This window comes from Leifsonia araucanica, assembly GCF_051161895.1.
Taxonomy (GTDB): Bacteria; Actinomycetota; Actinomycetes; order Actinomycetales; family Microbacteriaceae; genus Leifsonia.
Window position 1 is genome coordinate 930,969 of sequence record NZ_JBMBTW010000002.1, and the last position, 22,495, is coordinate 953,463.

Here is a 22,495-nt window from a genome sequence, read left to right on the forward strand (position 1 = left end):
TAGTAGAGACGCGTCTGCGCGTTGCCCGAGTATCCGATCCAGAAGCAAGGAAACCAGACCCAGAATGAACCGCATCATCGCCTGGCTGCCCGACCGTGTCGATGTCCGGCTCAAGGTCATCGCGTGGATCTACCTCGTCGGGCAGATCATCCTGGTCGGCACGGGTGGTCTGGTGCGTCTGACGTCGAGCGGCCTCGGCTGCCCGACCTGGCCCAAGTGCACGGCCGACTCGCTGGTCAACACGCCCGAGATGGGCATCCACGGTGTCATCGAGTTCGGCAACCGCCTTCTCGGCGTCCTGCTCGGGATCGTCGCCATCGTCGCGTTCGTCGCCATCCTGCGGCTGCGCAAGGAGCGTCCAGACCTGTTCTGGCTCACCCTGCTCGCCGGGCTCGGCATCCCGGCCCAGGCGGTCATCGGCGGCCTGAGCGTCCTCACCGACCTGAACCCGTACGTCGTCGGACTGCACTTCGTGGTGTCCATCGTGCTCGTCGCCCTCTGCACGACCTTCCTCTTCCGGCTCTACACGACACCCGGCCCCCGGACGCGCGCCGTGCCCGCCTGGTTCGCCATCGTCACCCACATCACCAGCTTCGTGGTCGCCGTCACGATCCTGGTCGGCATCCTCACCACGGGATCCGGCCCGCACGCCGGAGACGCGAAGGCGCCCCGCAACGACCTGAACCCCGAGATCCTGCAGCACGTGCACGCCATCCCGGCCTACGTCACGTTCGCGCTGACCCTCGTGCTCGTGATCGCATCCCTGCGCTTCACCGCCACCAAGATCCGGCGCTACGCCGCCCTGCTGCTCGTGGTGGAGCTGGTGCAGATCGCGGTCGGCCTGATCCAGGCCAACACCGGCCTGCCCGGCGTGCTGGTCGGGGTCCACATGATGCTGGCCGCGAGCCTCGCCGCGGCGATGACGGCCGTCGTGCTGTCGCTGAAAGCGCCCGTCGCGGGCGACGCCGCGGCGGACGCGGCGTCAGTCGAGCGCGGGGCCGCCGTCGCCTGACGCCGGTCGTTCGAGCACGCCGAACAGCGCCTCCCTGGCGTCGCCGCGGATGTCCACGGCGTGCGGGCTGCGCTCGTCGAACGCGAACCCCACAGCGGTCGCGAGGCGCTTGCTCGCCTCGTTGCCGACCAGGTACTCCCAGCGCAGGCGGGTGAGGCCGAGCCCCTCCGGGGCGAAGGCGTACGACAGGATGCGCGCGAGCGCCTCCCGCATGTAGCCGTGACCCCGCGCATCCGGTGCCTGCCAGCAGCCGACGGAGGCGGAGCCCGTGGCCTCGTCCCTGCGCAGCTCGATCGTGCCGAGCAGCGGTCCGTCGTCGATCCGGAGCGCCCAGACGGAGAAGCGTCCGCTCGCCGTGCCGTGCGGCACGTAGCTGCGGACGAAGAACTCCGCGTCCTCCCGCGTATACGGAGACGGGATCGGGATCCACTGCTGCACGACCGCGTCGCTGCACGCGGCGAAGACCGCGTCGATGTCCGACTCGCGCGGCGCATCCAGAACGAGGCGTTCCGTGCGCAGCGCGGTCATGGTCAGAACGGCAGCAGCGGGTCGATCGCGACGGCCAGGAAGATCAGGGTCAGGTAGGCGATGGAGCCGTGGAACACGCGCATCGGCGAGACGGCGGCGTGGCGGATCGCCAGGTTGTACAACCGGTGCGACTCGTAGAGGAACCAGCCGCCGACGACCACCGAGATCGTGGTGTAGACGAGACCCATGTGCGCCACCGGGATGAGCAGCAGCGAGCAGGCGACCATCGCCCAGGCGTAGAGGATGACCTGCAGACCGACCACGGCGCGGCCGCGGACGACGGCGAGCATGGGGACGCCGGCCTCCTTGTAGTCGTCGCGGTACTTCATCGACAGCGGCCAGTAGTGCGGGGGCGTCCAGAGGAAGATGACGCCGAACAGGATGAACGCCGGCCAGTCGAGCGAGCCGGTCACGGCCGCCCAGCCGATCAGCACGGGCATGCAGCCCGCGATGCCGCCCCAGACGATGTTCTGCGGGGTGCGGCGCTTGAGGATCAGCGTGTAGAAGACCACGTAGAGCAGGATCGCGACGAGCGAGAGCCCCGCTGCGAGCCAGTTCGTGAAGAAGCCGAGGACCAGCACAGAGGCGACGCCGAGCGCGTACGCGAAGACCAGCGCTTCGCGGTCGCTGAGCTCCCCGGTGACGAGCGGGCGGTTCTTCGTGCGCTTCATCACGCGGTCGATGTCGCGGTCGATGTAGCAGTTGAACGCGCCGGCGGAACCGGCGGACATGTATCCGCCGACCACCGTCGCGAGTACCAGCAGCAGGTTCGGGATGCCGTGGGCGGCGAGGATCATCGTCGGCACCGTCGTCACGAGAAGTAACTCGACGACACGCGGTTTCGTCAGCGAGAAGTAGGCCTTGACCTTGCGGGCGACGCCGATTCGGCCCGATTCGACACGGCTTTCTACAGCGACGTCCATTGCTCCTCTAACGATTCGTCCGACTCCCCCAGTGATTCTAGGATACCCGTCCGATGACTCCTCCCCCGCCTACTCCGGGGACGGGTTATCCACAACCGGCTGAGGGAACACCCCACGTTTCGGGTGTGTTACCTATACTTGGAGGTGCTCGCCAGCCGGACCCGAACATCCATGCATCCTTTTGTAGGAGTCGCACGGATGCAGTCCGGCGCCGATGACGTCCACGGCGCGCACTACCTACACCGGTGCGGGACCACGACGGCCCTCACCATATCTACGAAGGGTCAGTTTTCACGTGGCAGCTCTGCAATGGGATCCCATTGACAACAAGGCAGTAGACACCGCTCGCGTTCTCGCGGCGGACGCGGTCGAGAAGGTGGGCAACGGGCATCCCGGAACCGCCATGAGCATCGCTCCGGCCGCTTACCTGCTGTTCCAGAAGGTGATGCGCCGCGATCCGCACGACCAGCACTGGCTCGGACGCGACCGCTTCATCCTCTCGGCGGGCCACAGCTCGCTGACCCAGTACATCCAGCTGTACTTCGGCGGATACGGCCTCGAGCTCGACGACCTCGAGAAGCTCCGCACCTGGGGCTCCCTCACGCCGGGCCACCCCGAGGTCGGCCACACCGACGGCGTCGAGATCACCACCGGCCCGCTCGGCCAGGGCATCTCGTCCTCCGTCGGATTCGCATACGCGAGCCGGTTCGAGCGCGGCCTGTTCGACCCGGACGCCGAGCCGGGCACGAGCCCGTTCGACCACTTCGTCTACGTCATCGCCGGCGACGGCGACCTGCAGGAGGGCGTGAGCAGCGAGGCATCCTCGCTCGCCGGCCACCAGCAGCTCGGCAACCTCATCGCGATCTACGACAGCAACCAGATCTCGATCGAGGACGACACCAACATCGCCTTCACCGAAGACGTCAAGGCGCGCTACGAGGCGTACCACTGGCACGTCCAGGTCGTCGACTGGAAGAAGACGGGCGTCTACGAGGAAGACGTGCAGGAGCTGCACGACGCCATCGAGGCGGCCAAGGGCGTCACCGACAAGCCGTCGCTGATCATCCTCAAGACGATCATCGGCTGGCCGGCCCCCAAGAAGCAGAACACGGGCAAGATCCACGGTTCGGCTCTCGGCACCGACGAGCTGCGCGCCGTCAAGGAGGTCCTCGGCTTCGACCCCGACAAGAACTTCGACGTCGCCCCCGAGGTCATCGAGCACACCCGCAAGGCCGTCGAGCGCGGCGCGGAGCAGCGTGCGGAGTGGCAGAAGGGCTTCGACGCCTGGGCGGCAGCGAACCCGGAGCGCAAGCAGCTCCTCGACCGCCTGCTCACCGGAGAACTCCCCGACGGCGTCGAGGCTGCCCTCCCGGTGTTCGAGGCCGGCAAGGACATCTCGACCCGCGCGGCGAGCGGCAAGGTGCTCAACGCGCTCGGCCCGATCATCCCCGAGCTGTGGGGCGGTTCGGCCGACCTCGCAGAGTCGAACAACACGACCATCGAGGGCGCGGCGTCGTTCGTCCCGTCCGAGCACTCGACGCACGAGTGGACGGGCAACCCCTACGGTCGCGTCCTGCACTTCGGCATCCGTGAGCACGCGATGGCGGCCATCCTGAACGGCATCGTGCTGCACGGCCCGACGCGCCCGTTCGGCGGCACGTTCCTGATCTTCAGCGACTACATGCGCCCGGCCGTCCGTCTGGCAGCGCTCATGAAGGCGCCGTCGATCTTCGTCTGGACGCACGACTCCGTCGCCCTCGGCGAGGACGGCCCGACGCACCAGCCGATCGAGCAGCTCTCGACGCTCCGCGCCATCCCGCAGCTCGACGTGGTCCGCCCCGGCGACGCCAACGAGGTCGCGTACGCCTGGAAGACCATCCTGGAACGCCGCAAGGGACCGGCCGGCATCGCGCTGACCCGTCAGAACATCCCGGTGTTCGAGCGCGGTGACGGCGAGGCCAGCGGCGACACGTTCGCGTCCGCCGCCAACGTCTCCAAGGGCGCGTACGTGCTCGCCGAGGCGCCGAACGGCACCCCGGACGTGCTGCTGATCGCCACGGGCTCCGAGCTCCAGATCGCCGTCGAGACCCGCGAGGTCCTGCGTGGAGAGGGCATCAACGCCCGCGTCATCTCCGCACCGAGCCTCGAATGGTTCGAAGAGCAGAGCGACGAGTACAAGGAATCCGTGCTGCCCTCCGCCGTCAAGGCCCGCGTCTCGATCGAGGCAGGCCTCGCGCTCAGCTGGCGCTCGTACGTGGGCGACCACGGCCGCAGCGTCTCGATCGAGCACTTCGGCGCATCGGCCGACTACAAGACGCTGTTCCGCGAGTTCGGGATGACCACCGAGCACGCCGTCGCCGCAGCCAAGGAATCGCTCGCGTCGCTCTGACGCGGGACAAGAGGAGATAGAAGAAAATGACAGACTCCACCCCCACCGCCCAGCTTTCGGCCGCAGGCGTCAGCATCTGGCTCGACGACCTGTCGCGTGAGCGCATCAACTCCGGCGGACTGCAGAAGCTCATCGCGGAGAAGAACGTGGTCGGCGTGACCACCAACCCGACGATCTTCGCAACGGCACTCTCCAACGGAGAGGCGTACGACGCGCAGGTGCGCGAGCTCGCAGCGGCCGGCACCAGCGTCACCGACGCGGTCTTCGAGATCACGACGGACGACGTCGCCACCGCCAGCGACATCTTCAACGAGGTCTTCGAGCAGACCGAGGGAACCGACGGCCGCGTGTCGATCGAGGTCGAGCCCGGCCTCGCACACGACGCAGCGGGCACCATCGCCGAGGCCAAGAAACTCGCGGCCAAGGTGAACAAGCCCAACGTGCTCATCAAGATCCCCGCGACCGTCGAGGGCCTCGAGGCCATCACGGAGACCATCGGAGCCGGGATCAGCGTCAACGTCACGCTGATCTTCAGCCTCGACCGCTACCGCGGCGTGATCGAGGCGTACCTCGCCGGTCTCGAGAAGGCTCAGGCAGCAGGCATCGACCTCTCCGGTATCCAGTCGGTCGCCTCGTTCTTCGTGTCGCGCGTCGACACCGAGATCGACAAGCGCCTGACCGCGATCGGCACCGACGAGGCGCTCGCGCTCAAGAGCAAGGCAGGCGTCGCGAACGCACGCCTCGCGTACCAGGTCTACGAGGAGGCGTTCGCGACCGACCGTGCCAAGGCACTCGTCGCAGCAGGCGCCAACGAGCAGCGCCCGCTCTGGGCGTCCACCGGCGTCAAGGACCCGAGCCTGCCCGACACCCTCTACGTCACCGAGCTCGTCGCCCCGAACACGGTCAACACCATGCCGGAGAAGACGCTCGACGCGACCTTCGACCACGGCGTGATCACCGGCGACACCGTCACCGGCAACTACGCGGACGCGCAGGGCGTGCTCGACAAGCTCGCAGCGCTCGGCGTGGACTACGACGATGTCACCGCCGTCCTCGAGAAGGAGGGCGTCGAGAAGTTCGTCGTCTCCTGGAACGAGCTGCTGGACACCGTGACCGCAGCTCTCGAGGCAGCGAAGTGACGTTCCGCATCCACGTCACCGGCGCCACCGCCGATGCCGTGAAGGCAGTGGTCCCGCAGCTCGTCGCAGACCGCGTCGCGTCCGGGATCACCGCACAGGACCCCGCGCTCTGGGGCCCTGCTGCCGAAGCCGAGGCGGCCAAGCGCCTCGGCTGGACGGAGGCCGTCGCGATCTCCCGTCCGCTGGTCGCCGAGATCACCGCCCTGCGCGAGGAACTCCACGCCAAAGGCGTCGACCACATCGTGCTCGGCGGCATGGGCGGCTCGTCGCTCGCTCCGGAGGTCATCACCAGGACGGCGGAGGCCGAGCTGACCGTGCTCGACTCCACCGACCCGGGCCAGGTGCTCTCCGCGCTGCGCGACCGCCTCGCCGCGACCGCCGTCGTCATCTCGAGCAAGTCGGGTTCGACCCTCGAGACCGACAGCCAGCGTCGCGTCTACGAGAAGTGGTTCCGCGACGCAGGCATCGACCCCGCTGAGCGCATCGTCGTCGTCACCGACCCCGGATCGCCGCTGGACGCCTCCGCCCGCGAGGCCGGCTACCGCGTGTTCAACGCCGACCCCAACGTCGGCGGACGATACTCGGCGCTCACCGCGTTCGGCCTCGTGCCGTCCGGTCTCGCCGGTGTCGACATCGCCGAGCTGCTCGACGAGGCAGAGGCCACGCTGATCGAGCTCGCCGTCGACAACGACGAGAACCCGGGCCTCGTGCTCGGCGCTGCGATCGCCGGCACGAACCCGCTCAAGGACAAGCTCGGCATCATCGCCGACGGCACGCACATCGTCGGCTTCGCCGACTGGGCAGAGCAGCTGATCGCGGAGTCCACGGGCAAGGAAGGCACCGGCCTTCTCCCCGTGGTCCTCGACCCGCTCTCCCCCGAGGTCGGAGAGAACCTCCCCGACCTGCAGATCGTGCGGCTCGTCGACAACGCGGAGGCTCACCACCTGTTCCCCGCGAACCGTCACGACGGCGAGATCCTCGTCTCCGGCAGCCTCGGCGCGCAGCTCATCGTCTGGGAGTACGCCGTTGCCGTCGCCGGCCGCCTGCTCGGGATCAACCCGTTCGACCAGCCGGACGTGGAGGCCGCCAAGGTCGCCGCACGCGCGCTGCTCGACAACCGTCCGGAGCCCGCTGCCCCAGCGTTCGTCGCGAACGGGGTCGAGGTCCGCACCACGGGCGACTTCCTGAACGGCGCGACCACTCTCGACGCCGCAGTGGATGCGCTGCTCGCCCAGCTCGGACCGGACGGCTACGTCTCCATCCAGGCATACGTCGACCGTCTCGCCCTCCCGCAGCTCGCCGGGATGCGCGACCTCCTCGCCGCCAAGGCCAAGCGTCCGGTGACGTTCGGCTGGGGACCCCGCTTCCTGCACTCCACCGGCCAGTTCCACAAGGGCGGCCCCGCCGTCGGCGTGTTCCTGCAGATCACGGCCGACGCGCCGGAAGACCTGGAGATCCCCGACCGTCCGTTCACCTTCGGCCAGCTCATCCAGGCCCAGGCGGCAGGCGACGCGAGCGTGCTCGGCGAGCACGGCCGTCCCGTCCTGACCCTGAACCTGACGAACCCCGAGGCGAGTGTCGTCTCGCTGTTCGAGGCCGTCAACTAACAGCGTCATCGTCCTGACTAGGAGCTCAATGTCCCCGGTGGAAATCACCCCGGAGTTCAATCCCCTGCGGTTGCCCTCCGATCGCCGACTGAATCGCATCGCCGGCCCGAGCAGCCTCATCATCTTCGGCGTGACAGGTGACCTGTCGCGCAAGAAGCTGATGCCGGCTGTCTACGACCTCGCCAACCGTGGCCTGCTGCCGCCTGGCTTCTCGCTCGTCGGGTTCGCCCGCCGCGACTGGGAGGACCAGGACTTCGAGAAGGTCGTCTACGACGCCGTGAAGCAGTACGCTCGCACGCCGTTCGAAGACGACGTCTGGAAGCAGCTGGCCCAGGGCATCCGGTTCGTGCCCGGTGAGTTCGACGACGACGCCGCGTTCGAGCGTCTCAAGAACACGGTCGAGGAGCTCGACAAGGAACGCGGAACGATGGGCAACCACGCGTTCTACCTGTCGATCCCCCCGAAGGCGTTCCCGCTCGTCACCGAGCAGCTGCGCAAGTCCGGCCTCGCCGACCAGTCGGAGACCGGCTGGCGCCGCGTCGTCATCGAGAAGCCGTTCGGAAGCGACCTCAAGACGGCACGCGAGCTCAACGCCGTCGTCGAGTCCGTCTTCCCGGCCGACTCGGTGTTCCGCATCGACCACTACCTCGGCAAGGAGACGGTCCAGAACATCCTGGCGCTGCGCTTCGCGAACGAGCTGTACGAGCCGATCTGGAACGCCAACTACGTCGACCACGTGCAGATCACGATGGCGGAGGACATCGGCGTCGGCGGCCGGGCAGGGTACTACGACGGAATCGGCGCCGCCCGCGACGTCATCCAGAACCACCTGCTCCAGCTGCTCGCGCTGACCGCGATGGAGGAGCCCATCTCCTTCGACGCGGCCGACCTGCGCGCCGAGAAGGAGAAGATCCTCGCGGCGGTGCGCCTGCCGAAGGATCTGGGCACCTCCACCGCCCGCGGTCAGTACTCCAGCGGGTGGCAGGGCGGCGAGAAGGTCGTCGGCTTTCTGGAGGAGGACGGGATGAACCCGGAGTCCACCACGGAGACATACGCGGCGATCAAGCTGGAGATCGGCACCCGCCGCTGGGCCGGCGTTCCGTTCTACCTGCGTGCAGGCAAGCGCCTCGGACGCCGAGTGACCGAGATCGCCGTCGTCTTCAAGCGCGCTCCGCAGCAGCTGTTCGCGGAGAGCCAGACGTCGGCCCTCGGTCAGAACGCGCTCGTCATCCGCGTGCAGCCGGACGAGGGTGTCACCATCCGCTTCGGCTCCAAGGTGCCGGGCGCCGGCATGCAGGTGCGCGACGTGAGCATGGACTTCGGCTACGGCCACGCGTTCACCGAGGCGAGTCCCGAGGCGTACGAGAGGCTCATCCTGGACGTGCTGCTCGGCGACCCGCCCCTGTTCCCCCGTCATGAGGAGGTCGAGCTCTCCTGGAAGATCCTCGACCCGATCGAAGAATTCTGGGCGACCCAGGGCCAGCCGGAGCAGTACCGGCCCGGCACCTGGGGCCCGAGCTCCGCGGACGAGCTTCTCGCCCGCGACGGCCGCGTTTGGAGGCGTCCATGATCGTCGATCTGCCCGATACCACCACGAGCAACATCTCGAAGGCCCTCGTCAAGATCCGCGAGGAGGGCGGCGCCGTTGCTCTCGGCCGCGTGCTCACCCTGGTGATCGCGACGCACCTCGGCCAGGAGGAGGAGGCCATCGAGGCCGCCAACGACGCCTCCCGCGAGCACCCGATGCGCGTGATCGTCGTCTCCACCGAGGAGGAGCGCACCTCCAACGGCGACGGCAGGCTCGACGCGCAGATCCGCGTCGGCGGAGACGCCGGCGCGAGCGAGGTCATCGTGCTCCGTGCATACGGAGAGACCGCCAGCGACGAGGAGGGCCTCGTGACGGGGCTCCTGCTCCCGGATGCCCCTGTGGTCGTCTGGTGGCCCGGGATCGCCCCCGAGGTGGTCTCGAAGTCTCCGCTCGGCCGCATCGCGACCCGCCGCATCACGGACGCGTCCGCGCAGCCGGACCCGCAGTCTGCACTGCGTCACCTGTCGAAGACGTACGCCCCCGGCGACACCGACTTCGCCTGGACCAGGCTCACCCTGTGGCGCGCCCAGCTCGCCGCCGTGCTCGACCAGCCTCCGTACGAGCCGATCACGGCCGTCGAGGTCGCCGGCGCCGCCGACTCCCCGTCGACCATGCTGCTCGCGTCCTGGCTGGCGCTGCAGCTCCAGGTGCCCGTCCAGTACGACCTGACCTCGCGGGCCACCGGCTCCAGCGGCATCCACGGTGTGCGCATGCAGCGCGCATCCGGGGTCATCGAACTGGAGCGCGAGGTCCCGAACGTCGCCAGGCTGTCGCAGCCGAACCAGCCGACGCACGACCTCTCGCTGCCCCGCCGCAGCCTGCGCGACTGCCTCGCCGAGGAATTGCGTAGGCTGGACCCTGATGATCTGTACGGTGAGGTGATCACCAGAGGCCTCGACCAGCTCGAGACCGCCGACCAGGGAGCGGGCGCCACAGCATGACCAACGAACGCAGGGTGCTCGTCCACCCCGACAAGCAGGCGCTCACCGGATCGGTCGCCGCGCGTTTCCTCACCAAGACCGTCGACATCCTCGACGAGCTGGACGAGGCGAACATCGCGCTGACCGGCGGCTCCGTCGGCATCGCGGTGCTCGAAGCCATCAACGCGTCGCCCGCCAGGGACAGCGTCGACTGGTCGAAGGTCCACTTCTGGTGGGGCGACGAGCGGTTCGTCGAGAAGGCCAGCGAAGACAGGAACGAGCGACAGGCCCGCGAAGCCCTGCTCGACCACATCGCCGTGCCGCCGGAGAACATCCACCCGTTCCCCGCATCGGATGAGATCGCCGACATCGACGAGGCCGCCTCGGTGTACGCCGCCGAGCTGGAGGCGTTCGCGCAGGACGGCGCTCGCGCCCCCCGGTTCGACATCACCTTCCTCGGTGTCGGTCCGGACGGTCACATCGCGTCGCTGTTCCCCGACCGCGCCGGCATCCGGGAGACGGAGGCCACGGTGATCGCCGAGCGCGACTCCCCCAAGCCGCCGCCCGCCCGCCTCAGCCTGACGCGTCCGGTGCTCAACGCCTCCGACCGCATCTGGCTGGTGCTCGCCGGAAGCGACAAGGCCAGCGCGCTCGGGCTCGCCCTCGCGGGCGCCAGCTATACCGAGGTCCCCGTCGCGGGAGCCAAGGGACGCAAGCGCACGGTGTTCTTCGTCGACCAGGATGCGGCCGTCGACGTGCCGGAGAACCTGATCGCTCCAAGCTACTGACACCTCGCCACTGGCAACCCGCCACAGCACGAAGAAGCCCCGCCGGTCAATGACCGGCGGGGCTTCTTCGTACGTGCTGCTAGTTGGTGGGGCTCAGCTTGCCGCGACGTGCGCGGAGCTGGTTGAGCGCGTCTTCGAGAAGCTGCTCCGCCTCTTCCTCCGTGCGGCGCTCCTTCACGTATGCGAGGTGCGTCTTGTACGGCTCGAGCTTCGCCACCGACGGCGGGTTCTCCTTGTCGCGACCGGCGGGAAGACCCGACGACGGCGAATCGATCACCTCGGGGATCTCCTCCTCGGGGAGGTTCGCCGCGAAGTGACGGACCGTCTCGTTGCCGAGTGCGTCCCAGTAAGAGATGGTGATGCGCTCAGCGTGGAAACCACGATCCTGCTCCCCCATCGGGCCTGCGCCAACGCGCGAACCCCGAATTGCACTTCCTCCGGATGCCATGCTGCTCCTCGTTGTGACCTATGGACGCTTACGCGCCGGAATCGAACTTGGTGATGAGTCCGAGCACGACGATGCAGATGATCCAGACGAGCCCGAGAACCACGGTGATGCGGTTCAGGTTGCGCTCGGCCACACCGGATGCGCCGAGGTTGGACGTGACGCCGCCACCGAACATGTCGGAGAGACCGCCACCGCGCCCCTTGTGCAGGAGGATGAGCAGCGTCAGCAGGAGGCTGGTGATGCCCAGCAGGACCTGCAGGACGACCTGGAGAATTTGCACGACGTACCTTTCGCAAAGCACCCGGGGCTCAGCGCCCGGGAAGACCAACGACCAGTATAACCGGTGGGGTCAGAGTCCGACGTGCTTCTGGTATCGCACGATGCTCGCGAACTCGGCCACATCGAGGCTCGCGCCTCCGACGAGGGCGCCGTCCACGTTCGGTTCACGCATGAAGCTCGCGATGTTGCCGGACTTGACGGAGCCGCCGTAGAGGATGCGCGTCTTGGCCGCGACGTCCTCACCGAGCACCTCGACCAGCACGGCGCGGAGCGCGGCGCAGACCTGCTCGGCCTGCTCCGGCGTTGCAGCTTGGCCGGAGCCGATGGCCCAGACCGGCTCGTACGCGACCACCAGGTCGGCCGCGGAGGACACGTTCGCGAGCGCGGCGCGCAGCTGGGCGACGGGCACGGCGCTCGCGCCGTGGACCTCCAGGTCTTCCGCCGTCTCGCCGACGCAGATGATCGGCGCCAGGTTGTGCGCGAGCGCTGCGGCGACCTTTCCTGCGACCTGCTCGTCGGTCTCACTGTGCAGCGTGCGCCGCTCGGAGTGGCCGATGATGACGTAGCGGCACTCGAGCTGTGCGAGGAAGGTCGCGGAGATCTCGCCGGTGTACGCGCCGGACTCGTGCTCGGAGACGTCCTGCGCGCCGAAGGCGAGCGGGAGCTTGTCGGCGGACACGAGCGTCTGCACGCTGCGCAGGTCGGTGAACGGCGGGAACACCGCGACCTCGACACTGGCGAAGTCGTGGTTGGCGTCCTTCAGGCTCCACGCGAGCTTCTGGACGAACGCGATCGCCTGCAGGTGATCGAGGTTCATCTTCCAGTTGCCCGCGATGAGCGGCGTACGCCGCACAGAAGAGCTCACTGCTGCCATCCGAGGACCTCCAGTCCCGGCAGGTGCTTGCCCTCGAGGAACTCGAGGCTCGCACCGCCACCCGTAGAAATGTGACCGAACTGGTCGTCTGAGAAACCGAGTGCGCGCACGGCGGCCGCAGAGTCGCCTCCGCCGACGACGCCGAGGCCGTCGACCTCGGTGAGCGCCTGCGCGACGGCCTTGGTGCCCGCCGCGAACGGCGCGAGCTCGAACACGCCCATCGGGCCGTTCCAGAACACCGTGCGCGAACGGCGGATGTACTCGCCGAACAGCGTGCCCGTCTCCGGGCCGATGTCGAGGCCGAGCCCCGCAGAGCCCCAGTCGGTGTCTTCGATGCCGTCGATCGGGCGCACGACGTGCTCGGCGTCCGCGCCGAACTTCGACGCGACGACCACATCCCGTGGCAGCACGATCTCGACACCGAGCTCCTTCGCCGTGGCGAGGTAGCCCTTGACGGTGTCGATCTGGTCGGCCTCGAGCAGGCTCGACCCGACCTTGTGGCCGAGAGCGGCGAGGAAGGTGAAGAGCATCCCGCCGCCGATCAGCAGGGAGTCGACGCGCGGGAGCAGGTGGCCGATGACGCCGAGCTTGTCGGAGACCTTCGACCCGCCGAGGACCACGGCGTACGGACGCTCCGGGTTCTCGGTGAGGCGGTCGAGCACATCCAGCTCGGTGGCGATCAGCCGGCCGGCCGCGCTCGGAAGAGCCTTGGCGAGCTCGTAGACGCTCGCCTGCTTGCGGTGCACGACACCGAAGCCGTCGGAGACGAACGCGTCGCCGTAGGCGGCGAGCTTCGCCGCGAACGCCTGGCGCTCCGCCTCGTCTTTGCTGGTCTCACCCGGATTGAACCGGAGGTTCTCCAGCAGGGCGACGTCGCCGTCCTGCAGGCCGGAGACCGCGTCCTGGGCGCCGGAGCCGACGGTGTCCTTGGCGAAGGTCACCGGCTTGCCCAGCAGCTCGGAGAGCCGCTGGGCAACCGGCGCCAGGCTGTACTTCGCATCCGGGGCGCCCTCCGGGCGTCCCAGGTGGGAGATGACGACCACCTTCGCGCCCTGATTGATCAGGGCGTTCAGGGTGGGAATCGACGCTCGCACGCGGCCATCGTCCGTGATCTGGCCGTCCTTCAGAGGGACGTTCAGATCACAGCGGACGATGACCAGCTTGCCGGCGAGCGAACCGAGTGAATCAAGTGTGCGGAGCGTCACGTCGGTTCCCTGTCGTTAGAGGCGCTCGGCCACGTACTCGGTCAGGTCGACGAGACGGTTGGAGTATCCCCACTCGTTGTCGTACCAGGACGCGACCTTGACCTGCGTGCCGCCGATGACCTTGGTCAGGCCGGCGTCGAAGATCGACGAGTGCGGGTCGCTGACGATGTCGGTGGAGACGATCGGGTCTTCGGTGTACTTGAGGATGCCCTTGAGGGGACCCTCGGCAGCAGCCTTGTACGCCGCGTTGACCTGCTCGACCGTCACCGGGCTGCCGACCTCGACCGTGAGGTCGGTGATCGAGCCGGTGATGACCGGGACGCGGAGGGCATAGCCGTCGAGCTTGCCGACGAGCTCCGGGATGACCAGGCCGAGAGCCTTGGCGGCACCGGTCGAGGTCGGGATGATGTTGGCAGCGGCTGCGCGCGCACGGCGGAGGTCGCTGTGCGGGCCGTCCTGCAGGTTCTGGTCTGCGGTGTATGCGTGGACCGTGGTCATGAGACCGCGCTCGATACCGAAGTTGTCGAGCAGGACCTTGGCGAGCGGCGCGAGGCAGTTCGTGGTGCAGGACGCGTTCGAGAGGATGTCGCTCACGGCGCTGTCGTAGGTCTCCTCGTTGACGCCGAGGACGATCGTGGCGACGTCGTCACCGGTCGCGGGGGCGGAGACGATGACCTTCTTGGCACCACCGGCGATGTGCTTGCGCGCATCCTCCGACTTGGTGAAGCGGCCGGTCGACTCGATGACGATGTCGACGCCCAGCTCGCCCCAGGGGAGGTTGGCGGGGTCGCGCTCTTCGAGGACCTTGATGGCCTTGCCGTTGACGATGATGTTGTCGCCGTCGAGCTCGACCGTGGCGTCCAGACGACCGGTGATCGAGTCGTACTTGAGCAGGTGCGCAAGCGCCTTGTTGTCGGTCAGGTCGTTGACGGCGACGATCTCGAGGTCGCTGCCCTTGGCCAGAGCGGCACGGAAGAAGTTACGACCAATGCGACCGAACCCGTTGATTCCGATCTTTACGGACACAGATGTCTCCAGTTACTTGATGGGCGCCCGACGGGCGCGGTGTTGTGGGTAGGGAGCGGACGGCGGTGTCCCGGGCGGCGAACCATCCGGGACACCGTTCCCGCTATGACAGTAGCAGCAGGCCAGAGGTCTTCTCGCGCGCCCGCGTGAAGCGCTCCTGCACATCGCCCCAGTTGGTGATGTTCCAGAACGCCTTGACGTAATCCGCCTTGACATTCACGTAGTCCAGGTAGAACGCGTGCTCCCACATGTCGAGGAGCAGCAGCGGCACGGTGGCTGCTGCGAGGTTGCCCTGGTGGTCGTACAGCTGCTCGATGATGAGCTTCTGGCCGAGCGAATCCCAGGCCAGGATCGACCATCCGGAGCCCTGGATGCCCAGAGCGGACGCCGTGAAGTGCGCGCGGAACTTGTCGAACGATCCGAAGAACTCGTCGATCGCGGCCGCGAGCTCACCGGTCGGCTTGTCGCCGCCGTCCGGCGACAGGTTGTTCCAGAACACCGTGTGGTTCACGTGACCGGCGAGGTTGAACGCCAGGTCTTTCTGGAGCTTGTTGACGTTGCCGAGGTCGTCGGCGTCGCGTGCTTCGGCCAGCTTGGCGATGGCGGTGTTCGCACCGTCGACGTACGCCTTGTGGTGCTTGTCGTGGTGCAGCTCCATGATCCGACCGCTGATGTTCGGCTCAAGCGCCGAATAATCGTATGGAAGGTCTGCGAGCGTGTAGTCAGCCATTACTCATCTCCTCATTTGGTTCCCGGCGCGATCCGTTCACACCGGGCTTCGAGCGACATTTCCAGTCTAGTAACGCCAACCGAGTTGGCCAGGGGTTGCTTCCCCGTCGAACAGACTCAGACTTCGTCGAGGTCGGACGGGAGGTTGGCCTCCGTGCCGGGGATGCCGAGGTCGACGGCCTTCTTGTCCGCCATCGCCAGCAGCCTCCTGATGCGTCCGGCGACCGCGTCCTTCGTCATCGGCGGGTCGGCGTGGTGGCCGAGCTCGTCGAGGCTGGAGTCGCGGAAGTTGAGGCGCAGCTCCCCCGCGTACCGCAGGTGCTCCGGCACGTCGTCGCCGAGGATCTCGAGTGCGCGCTCGACGCGGGCGCAGGCGGCGACGGCGGCCTGGGCGGAGCGGCGCAGGTTGGCGTCGTCGAAGTTCACGAGGCGGTTGGCCGTCGCTCGGACCTCGCGGCGCTGGCGCAGCTGCTCCCAGTTCTCGACGGTCTTCGCCGCGCCCATGTGCACGAGCATGGCGCTGATGGCGTCGCCGTCGCGGATCACGACGCGGTGCACGCCGCGGACCTCGCGGGCCTTTGCGGCCACGCCGAGGCGGCCGGCGGCACCGACGAGCGCCATCGCGGACTCGTTGCCCGGGCAGGTGATCTCCAGCGCGGCGGAGCGACCGGGGTCGGTGAGGGATCCGCTGGCGAGGAACGCACCGCGCCAGACGGCGGCGAGCTCGTCGCGGGAACCCGTGGTGAGCCGGTTCGGGAGGCCGCGGATCGGGCGGCGACGCGCATCCAGCAGCCCCGTCTGGCGGGCGAGGGTCTCTCCGCCGTCGAGCACGCGGACGAGGTACTGGCTGGTGCGCCGCAGACCGGATGCGGAGATGACGGAGACCTCGCTGCGGACGCCGTACAGCTCCGCGAGGTCTTTACGGACGCGGCGGGCGAGCTCCGGAGTGTCCAGCTCGCTCTCGACCGCGATGCGGCCGCTGATCAGGTGCAGGCCACCCGAGAACCGCAGGATGGTCGCGAGTTCGGCTGCCCGGACGGTGGTCTTGCTGACCTCGACCTTCGTGAGTTCGTCTTTGACGTCGGCGGTGAGAGCCAATCGGGTTCCTTTTCTGTTCGAACGGCCTGTCGTGGGGCCGTGGAGGCTGTGGCCGGCTTCATTCACGGCCGAGGTCGCGGTGTTTTGTGTTCACCGCGAGCCCAGGGATCTCTTTCAACCGGGTAGCGAGCTCTTCCGCAATCGCCACGGACCGGTGTTTTCCCCCCGTGCAGCCTACCGCGATCGTGGCGTGCCGTTTGTTCTCACGCTGGTAACCGTCGAGGATCGGGCGCAGAGCACTGACGTACGCGTCGATGAATTCCGCGGCGCCGCGCTGTTCGAGGACGAAGTCGCGCACGACCGCGTCCAGCCCCGTGAAGGGCCGCAGTTCCGGGTTCCAGAAGGGGTTGGGCAGGAAACGCGCATCCGTCACCAGGTCGGCGTCGGCCGGCAGGCCGTACTTGAATCCGAAACTCATCAGCGTCACCTGCACACCCGCTGTGTTCTCCGCGGCGAAGGTCTCCGTGATGTTCGTGGCGAGCTGGTGGATGTTCAGGTCGGAGGTGTCGACGATGATGTCGCTCGCCTCGCGGATCTCGCGCAACCGCGTGCGCTCCGCGGTGATGCCGTCGAGGATCGTGCCGTCGCCCTGCAGCGGGTGGGGTCTCCGCACTTGCTCGAACCTCCTCACCAGCACCGCGTCCGTCGCTTCGAGGAACAGCACGCGCACCTTGGTGCCCTCGCGCAGGCTCTGGATGAGGTCGCGCAGGTCGACGAAGAAGTTGCGGCCGCGCACATCCACCACCGCGGCGATGCGCGGCAGACCGGACTCAGCCCGATTGGCCAGCTCGATCAGCGGCCGGAGCATCTGCGGGGGAAGGTTGTCGACGACGTACCAGTCGAGGTCTTCGAGCGCGTTGGCGACCGTCGACCTCCCTGCTCCCGACATCCCGGTCACGATCAGCACTTCCTGCTGCTCGGTGTCGGTGCTCATCAGCCTTGTCCTCCGCTCGAAAGGTGTCCCCCAAGCCTAGCGACTGGCGAGTCGTTCATGGATGGCGGACGCCAGGGTCGGTCCGACGCCGCGCACGGCGGCGATCTCGTCCGGAGTCGCCTTCCTGAGCTGCGCCACGGAGCCGAAATGCTTCAAGAGCTCCTTGACCCTGGACGGGCCGAGGCCCGGGATCTCGCCGAGCACCGAGCCGATGTCACGCTTGCGCTTGGCGCGCTGGTACGTGATGGCGAACCGGTGCGCCTCGTCGCGGATGCGCTGGATGAGGAACAGCGCGTCGCTGTTGCGCGGCAGGATCACCGGGAAGTCGGAGTCCGGCAGCCAGATCTCCTCGAGACGCTTGGCGATGCCGACCAGCTGGATGCCCTGCACGCCGGACTCCTCCAGCGCGCGCCTGGCCGCAGCCACCTGCGGCTGGCCGCCGTCGACGATGAGCAGGTTGGGCGGGTACGCGAACTTCTTGCGCCGTTTCTCCGCCGCCTCCGCGAGCTCGGCGTCGATATCGATCTCTGGATCGTCGCCGGCGTCGTCGGTCTGGACGCCGGCGACGGGAGCAGCACCCGTCTGCGCGCCCTCCGCCCCCGGCTCGGCGAACTCCGCCTCCGGGTTCTTCAGGTACGCCAGCCTGCGCGTGATCACCTGGTAGATCGACTCGGTGTCGTCCGTCGACTCCGGGATGCTGAACCGCCGGTACTGGTCCTTCCTCGGCAGGCCATCCTCGAACACGACCATCGAGGCCACGATGTTGGTGCCGCTGAGGTGCGAGACGTCGTAGCACTCCATCCGGAGGGGAGCATCCGGCATGCCGAGCGCATCCTGGATGTCGTTGAGCGCCTTGGACCTGGCCACGAAGTCGGAGCTGCGCCTCGTCTTGTAGAGCACGAGAGCGTTCTTGGCGTTCATCTCGACGGTCTGGGCGAGCGCCGCCTTGTCTCCGCGCTGCGCCACCCGCAGCTCGACCCGTCCGGTGAGGCGTCCGCGCGGTGCTCCCGGGTCGCCGATCTCGTGGCGGCGGGCCGTGAGCCACTGCTCGAGTTCGATGGCGTCGTCCGGCAGCTCCGGCACGAGGATCTCGCGCGGCGGAGCATCCGATCCCTCGTACGCGTTCTGCACCACGGTCTCGACCAGGTCGCCGAGTTCGACGTCGAGCTCCTTGTCGACCACCCAGCTGCGCACACCCCGGATGCGGCCTCCGCGCACGATGAACTGCTGCACGGCGGCGGCCAGCTCGTCGTGCGCGATACCGAACACGTCGGCGTCCACGTTGTCGGGAAGCACGACGGCGCTCTTGCCCATCGCCGCTTCGAGAGCCTGGATCGCGTCGCGGTGGCGGGCGGCGGCCTCGTAGTCCTGCGTGCTCGCGGCCTGCTTCATCCGCTCGGTCATCACCCGGATGTACTTGGTGTCGTTGCCCGCCATGAACGAGACGAAGTCCTCGGCCAGCTCGCGATGATCCTCCGGGCTGATCCGCCCGACGCAGGGGGCTGCGCACTTGCCGATGTCGCCGAGCAGGCACGGACGCCCGGTGAGCTCCGCCCTGCGGTAGACACCGTCGGAGCAGCTGCGCATCGGGAACGCCTTGAGCATCAGGTCGACCGTGTCCCTGATCGCCCAGACCTTCGTGTACGGCCCGAAGTATCGCGCGTCCTTCACGCCGCGGTTGCGCGTGACCATCACCCGCGGGATGCGGTCCCCCAGTGTCACCGCCAGGTACGGGTACGACTTGTCGTCCCGGAACTGCACGTTGAACGGCGGGTTGAACTCCTTGATCCAGGTGTATTCGAGTTGCAGCGCCTCGAACTCGGTCGCCACGACCGTCCACTCCACCGACGCCGCGGTGGTCACCATGCGCCTGGTGCGCTCGTGCAGACTGCGGAGCGGCTGGAAGTAGTTGCTCAGCCGCGCCCGCAGGTTCTTGGCCTTGCCGACGTAGAGCACGCGCCGGTTGGCGTCGCGGAACCGGTACACCCCGGGCTGGGTCGGGATCTCACCGGCTTTCGGCCGGTAGCTGACGGTGTCTGCCACGCGCCCGGCCTACGCGGCGCCCCGGGCGCTCTCGCCCTGGAGGATCTCCTTGAGGAAGTATCCGGTGTGGCTGCCCGGCGTTTCCGCCACGCGCTCCGGCGTTCCGGTCGCGATGACCTCTCCGCCGCCTGCTCCGCCCTCCGGCCCCATGTCGATGATCCAGTCCGCGGACTTGATCACGTCGAGGTTGTGCTCGATGACGATCACGGTGTTGCCCTTGTCGAGCAGTCCGTTCAGCACCAACAGGAGCTTGCGGACGTCTTCGAAGTGCAGACCGGTGGTCGGCTCGTCGAGCACGTACACGCTGCGCCCGTTGGAGCGGCGCTGCAGCTCGGTGGCGAGCTTGACGCGCTGCGCCTCGCCGCCGGAGAGCGTCGTGGCGCTCTGGCCGAGCCTGACGTAGCCGAGCCCCACATCCACGAGGGTCTGCAGGAAGCGGTGGATCGCCGAGATCGGCCGGAAGAACTCCGCCGCCTCGCTGATCGGCATGTCGAGCACCTCGGCGATGTTCTTGCCCTTGTAGTGCACGGACAGGGTGTCGCGGTTGTACCGCGCTCCCCCGCACACCTCGCACGCCACGTAGACGTCGGGCAGGAAGTTCATCTCGATCTTGATCGTGCCGTCTCCGGAGCACGCCTCGCAGCGCCCGCCCTTGACGTTGAAGCTGAACCGGCCGGGCAGGTAGCCGCGCGACTTCGCCTCCATCGTCTCGGAGAACAGCGTGCGGATGCGGTCGAAGACGCCGGTGTACGTCGCCGGGTTGGAGCGCGGCGTGCGTCCGATCGGCGCCTGGTCGACGTGCACGACCTTGTCGAGGTTCTCGAGCCCGGTGACGGCCTTGTGCTTGCCCGGCAGCTTGCGTGCGCCGTTGAGCTTGTTGGCCAGCACCCGATACAGGATGTCGTTGACCAGCGACGACTTGCCGGACCCGCTCACGCCGGTGACGGCGACGAACGTGCCGAGCGGGAAGTCGACCGTGACCTTCTTGAGGTTGTTGGCCTCGGCGCCGACCACGGAGATCATGCGCTTCTTGTCGATCTTGCGGCGCTTGGCCGGGATCTCGATCTCCTTGCGGCCGGAGAGGTAGTCGCCGGTGAGCGAATCCCTGTTCTCCAGCAGCTCATCGTACGAGCCCGAGTGGACGACGTGGCCGCCGTTGACGCCGGCGCCCGGTCCGATGTCGACCACCCAGTCGGCCGTGCGGATGGTGTCTTCGTCGTGCTCGACCACGATCAGCGTGTTCCCCAGGTCGCGCAGCGCGACGAGGGTGTCGATCAGACGGCGGTTGTCGCGCTGGTGCAGGCCGATGCTCGGCTCGTCGAGCACGTAGAGCACGCCCGTGAGCCCGGAGCCGATCTGCGTCGCCAACCGGATGCGCTGGGCCTCGCCACCCGACAGGGTGGCGGCTGCGCGCGACAGGTCGAGGTAGTTGAGCCCGACCTGGATGAGGAAGTCGAGACGCAACTTGATCTCGCGCAGCACCTGGGCGGCGATCTTCTCCTCTCGCTCCGTGAGGTGCAGCTTGTCCATGAAGACGCGCGCGTCGCTGAGGCTCAGCTCGGAGGCGTCGGCGATGCTCGCGCCGTGCACGAGGACGGCGAGGACTTCGGGCTTCAGCCGCTTGCCGCCACACACGGAGCACGGCACCTCGCGGAGGTACTCCGCCCAGCGCGCACGCTGCGTGTCGGTCTCGGCCTGCAGGTACTGGCGCTCGATATACGGCACGACGCCCTCGAAGCCCGAGGTGTAGCTCATCTCACGGCCGTAGCGGTTCTTCCACTTGACCTTGACCTCGAAGTTGTCGCCGCGCATGACCGCGTTGCGCACCTCGTCCGGGAGCTTCTTCCACGGCGTCTTCAGCGAGAACTTGAGGTCGCGGGCCAGCCCGTCGAGCAGCTTCTCGTAGTACTGGAACAGCCCCTTGCCCTGCGTGGTCCACGGCACGATGACGCCGTCGGCGATGCTGAGGTCTTCGTCGCCGAGCAGCAGGTCTTCATCCACCGCCATGCGCGTGCCGAGGCCGGAGCACTCCGGGCAGGCGCCGAACGGCGCGTTGAACGAGAAGGTTCGCGGCTCGATCTCGGTGAGCTGGATGGGGTGATTGTTGGGGCAGGACAGCTTCTCGCTGAAGGTGCGCCACGCATCCGGGCCCTCTTCGTCGACGAAGTTGACCTGGACCAGCCCGTCGGTGAGCCGCAGCGCGGTCTCCAGCGAGTCGGTGAGGCGGCTCAGGATGTCCGGCCCGGCGACCAGACGGTCGACGACCACCGAGATGTCGTGCTTGTACTGCTTCTTGAGCGTCGGGGGCTCGCTGAGCTGGATCTGCTGGCCGTCGACGATGGCGCGCGAGTATCCGGATGCCGCGAGCTCCTTGAAGAGGTCGACGAACTCGCCCTTCTTCTGCGAGACGACGGGGCTGACCACCTGGTAGCGCCTGCCCGCTTCGAGCTCCATCAGCTGGTCCGCGATCTGCTGCACGGTCTGGCGCTGGATGGGCTCGCCGCAGACGGGGCAGTGCGGGACGCCGATGCGCGCCCAGAGCAGACGCATGTAGTCGTAGATCTCGGTGATCGTTCCGACCGTGGACCGCGGGTTGCGGTTGGTGGACTTCTGGTCGATCGACACGGCGGGGCTCAGGCCCTCGATGAAGTCGACATCCGGTCGGTCGACCTGTCCAAGGAACTGCCTGGCGTACGCCGACAGCGACTCGACGTATCGGCGCTGCCCCTCGGCGAAGATCGTGTCGAAGGCGAGCGACGACTTGCCGGAACCGGACAGCCCGGTGAAGACCACGAGCGAGTCCCTCGGGATCTCGAGGTCGACGTTGTGCAGGTTGTGCACCCGCGCTCCTCGCACGCTGAGGTGTGAACCCGTCACCTTGCCCATAACCACCCGATCAATTTCAGTCACTCGATCAATTCTCCGCTACTCGTCGCCCCAGGTCGGCTGTGTTCGCCCAGCGCAG

At 67.8% G+C, this 22,495-nt stretch carries 19 protein-coding genes; 7 read left to right on the forward strand and 12 right to left on the reverse strand.

Translation table 11 applies throughout. The features are described from left to right. Positions 1–64: 64 nt before the first annotated feature. The gene (locus ACN6M5_RS04495) at positions 65–1,012 is read left to right on the forward strand and encodes a COX15/CtaA family protein (RefSeq protein ID WP_434948661.1); all 948 of its coding nucleotides are present in this window, start codon (positions 65–67) and stop codon (positions 1,010–1,012) included. Here the strand turns inward: ACN6M5_RS04495 and ACN6M5_RS04500 are convergent. After that, positions 983–1,540 (reverse strand): GNAT family N-acetyltransferase, encoded by a 558-nt coding sequence (locus ACN6M5_RS04500; protein WP_434948662.1) that lies wholly within the window; start codon positions 1,538–1,540, stop codon positions 983–985. The genes ACN6M5_RS04495 and ACN6M5_RS04500 overlap by 30 nt on opposite strands. A gap of 2 nt (positions 1,541–1,542) precedes the next feature. Continuing rightward, positions 1,543–2,463, reverse strand: coding sequence for a heme o synthase (locus ACN6M5_RS04505; protein ID WP_085371168.1), 921 nt, complete (start codon positions 2,461–2,463; stop codon positions 1,543–1,545). Positions 2,464–2,758: 295 nt separating this feature from the next. On the opposite strand from ACN6M5_RS04505, the gene tkt reads away from it, so the two are divergent. Genes tkt through pgl form a run of 6 tightly spaced genes read left to right on the forward strand, consistent with a single transcriptional unit; the run spans position 2,759 to position 10,894 of the window. Beyond that, complete coding sequence (tkt, locus tag ACN6M5_RS04510) at positions 2,759–4,852, forward strand: transketolase (RefSeq protein WP_434948664.1); 2,094 nt, start codon at positions 2,759–2,761, stop codon at positions 4,850–4,852. A gap of 26 nt (positions 4,853–4,878) precedes the next feature. Further along, positions 4,879–5,991 carry a transaldolase gene (gene tal, locus ACN6M5_RS04515; RefSeq protein ID WP_168689506.1) on the forward strand — a complete coding sequence of 371 codons (1,113 nt, stop codon included), beginning with the start codon at positions 4,879–4,881 and terminating at the stop codon, positions 5,989–5,991. After that, positions 5,988–7,598 (forward strand): phosphoglucose isomerase-related protein, encoded by a 1,611-nt coding sequence (locus ACN6M5_RS04520; protein ID WP_434948665.1) that lies wholly within the window; start codon positions 5,988–5,990, stop codon positions 7,596–7,598. The genes tal and ACN6M5_RS04520 overlap by 4 nt, the downstream gene beginning before the upstream one ends. Before the next feature lie 28 nt (positions 7,599–7,626). After that, positions 7,627–9,168, forward strand: a complete 1,542-nt coding sequence (zwf, locus tag ACN6M5_RS04525) for a glucose-6-phosphate dehydrogenase (protein ID WP_085371164.1) — start codon at positions 7,627–7,629, stop codon at positions 9,166–9,168. Continuing rightward, complete coding sequence (locus ACN6M5_RS04530; RefSeq protein WP_085371163.1) at positions 9,165–10,127, forward strand: glucose-6-phosphate dehydrogenase assembly protein OpcA; 963 nt, start codon at positions 9,165–9,167, stop codon at positions 10,125–10,127. The genes zwf and ACN6M5_RS04530 overlap by 4 nt, the downstream gene beginning before the upstream one ends. Beyond that, complete coding sequence (gene pgl / locus ACN6M5_RS04535) at positions 10,124–10,894, forward strand: 6-phosphogluconolactonase (protein ID WP_085371162.1); 771 nt, start codon at positions 10,124–10,126, stop codon at positions 10,892–10,894. The genes ACN6M5_RS04530 and pgl overlap by 4 nt, the downstream gene beginning before the upstream one ends. 79 nt (positions 10,895–10,973) lie before the next feature. Here pgl and ACN6M5_RS04540 read toward each other — a convergent pair whose 3' ends face one another. From ACN6M5_RS04540 to uvrA, 10 genes are all read right to left on the reverse strand, one after another. Continuing rightward, positions 10,974–11,342: an RNA polymerase-binding protein RbpA gene (locus tag ACN6M5_RS04540; protein ID WP_085371161.1), complete on the reverse strand. Its 369-nt coding sequence runs from the start codon at positions 11,340–11,342 to the stop codon at positions 10,974–10,976. Positions 11,343–11,370: 28 nt separating this feature from the next. Beyond that, positions 11,371–11,622, reverse strand: a complete 252-nt coding sequence (gene secG, locus ACN6M5_RS04545) for a preprotein translocase subunit SecG (RefSeq protein WP_055894015.1) — start codon at positions 11,620–11,622, stop codon at positions 11,371–11,373. 69 nt (positions 11,623–11,691) lie between these two features. Beyond that, positions 11,692–12,495 (reverse strand): triose-phosphate isomerase, encoded by an 804-nt coding sequence (gene tpiA, locus ACN6M5_RS04550; protein ID WP_434948667.1) that lies wholly within the window; start codon positions 12,493–12,495, stop codon positions 11,692–11,694. Continuing rightward, positions 12,483–13,700, reverse strand: coding sequence for a phosphoglycerate kinase (locus tag ACN6M5_RS04555; RefSeq protein WP_434948668.1), 1,218 nt, complete (start codon positions 13,698–13,700; stop codon positions 12,483–12,485). Before ACN6M5_RS04555 ends, tpiA begins: the two co-directional genes overlap by 13 nt. A gap of 15 nt (positions 13,701–13,715) precedes the next feature. Beyond that, positions 13,716–14,726 (reverse strand): type I glyceraldehyde-3-phosphate dehydrogenase, encoded by a 1,011-nt coding sequence (gene gap, locus ACN6M5_RS04560; RefSeq protein ID WP_085371158.1) that lies wholly within the window; start codon positions 14,724–14,726, stop codon positions 13,716–13,718. Positions 14,727–14,829: 103 nt separating this feature from the next. Then, a complete protein-coding gene (locus tag ACN6M5_RS04565) occupies positions 14,830–15,456 on the reverse strand; it encodes a superoxide dismutase (protein WP_055894023.1) in 627 nt (208 codons plus the stop codon). Positions 15,457–15,572: 116 nt separating this feature from the next. After that, a complete protein-coding gene (whiA, locus tag ACN6M5_RS04570) occupies positions 15,573–16,553 on the reverse strand; it encodes a DNA-binding protein WhiA (protein ID WP_434948670.1) in 981 nt (326 codons plus the stop codon). A 58-nt stretch (positions 16,554–16,611) separates the two neighbouring features. Then, positions 16,612–17,487, reverse strand: a complete 876-nt coding sequence (gene rapZ / locus ACN6M5_RS04575; protein ID WP_085371156.1) for an RNase adapter RapZ — start codon at positions 17,485–17,487, stop codon at positions 16,612–16,614. 36 nt (positions 17,488–17,523) lie between these two features. Further along, entirely contained in the window at positions 17,524–19,530 is a 2,007-nt protein-coding gene (gene uvrC / locus ACN6M5_RS04580) for an excinuclease ABC subunit UvrC (protein ID WP_434948672.1), read from the reverse strand. A gap of 9 nt (positions 19,531–19,539) precedes the next feature. Next, positions 19,540–22,416 (reverse strand): excinuclease ABC subunit UvrA, encoded by a 2,877-nt coding sequence (uvrA, locus tag ACN6M5_RS04585; RefSeq protein WP_085371154.1) that lies wholly within the window; start codon positions 22,414–22,416, stop codon positions 19,540–19,542. Positions 22,417–22,495: the final 79 nt, after the last annotated feature.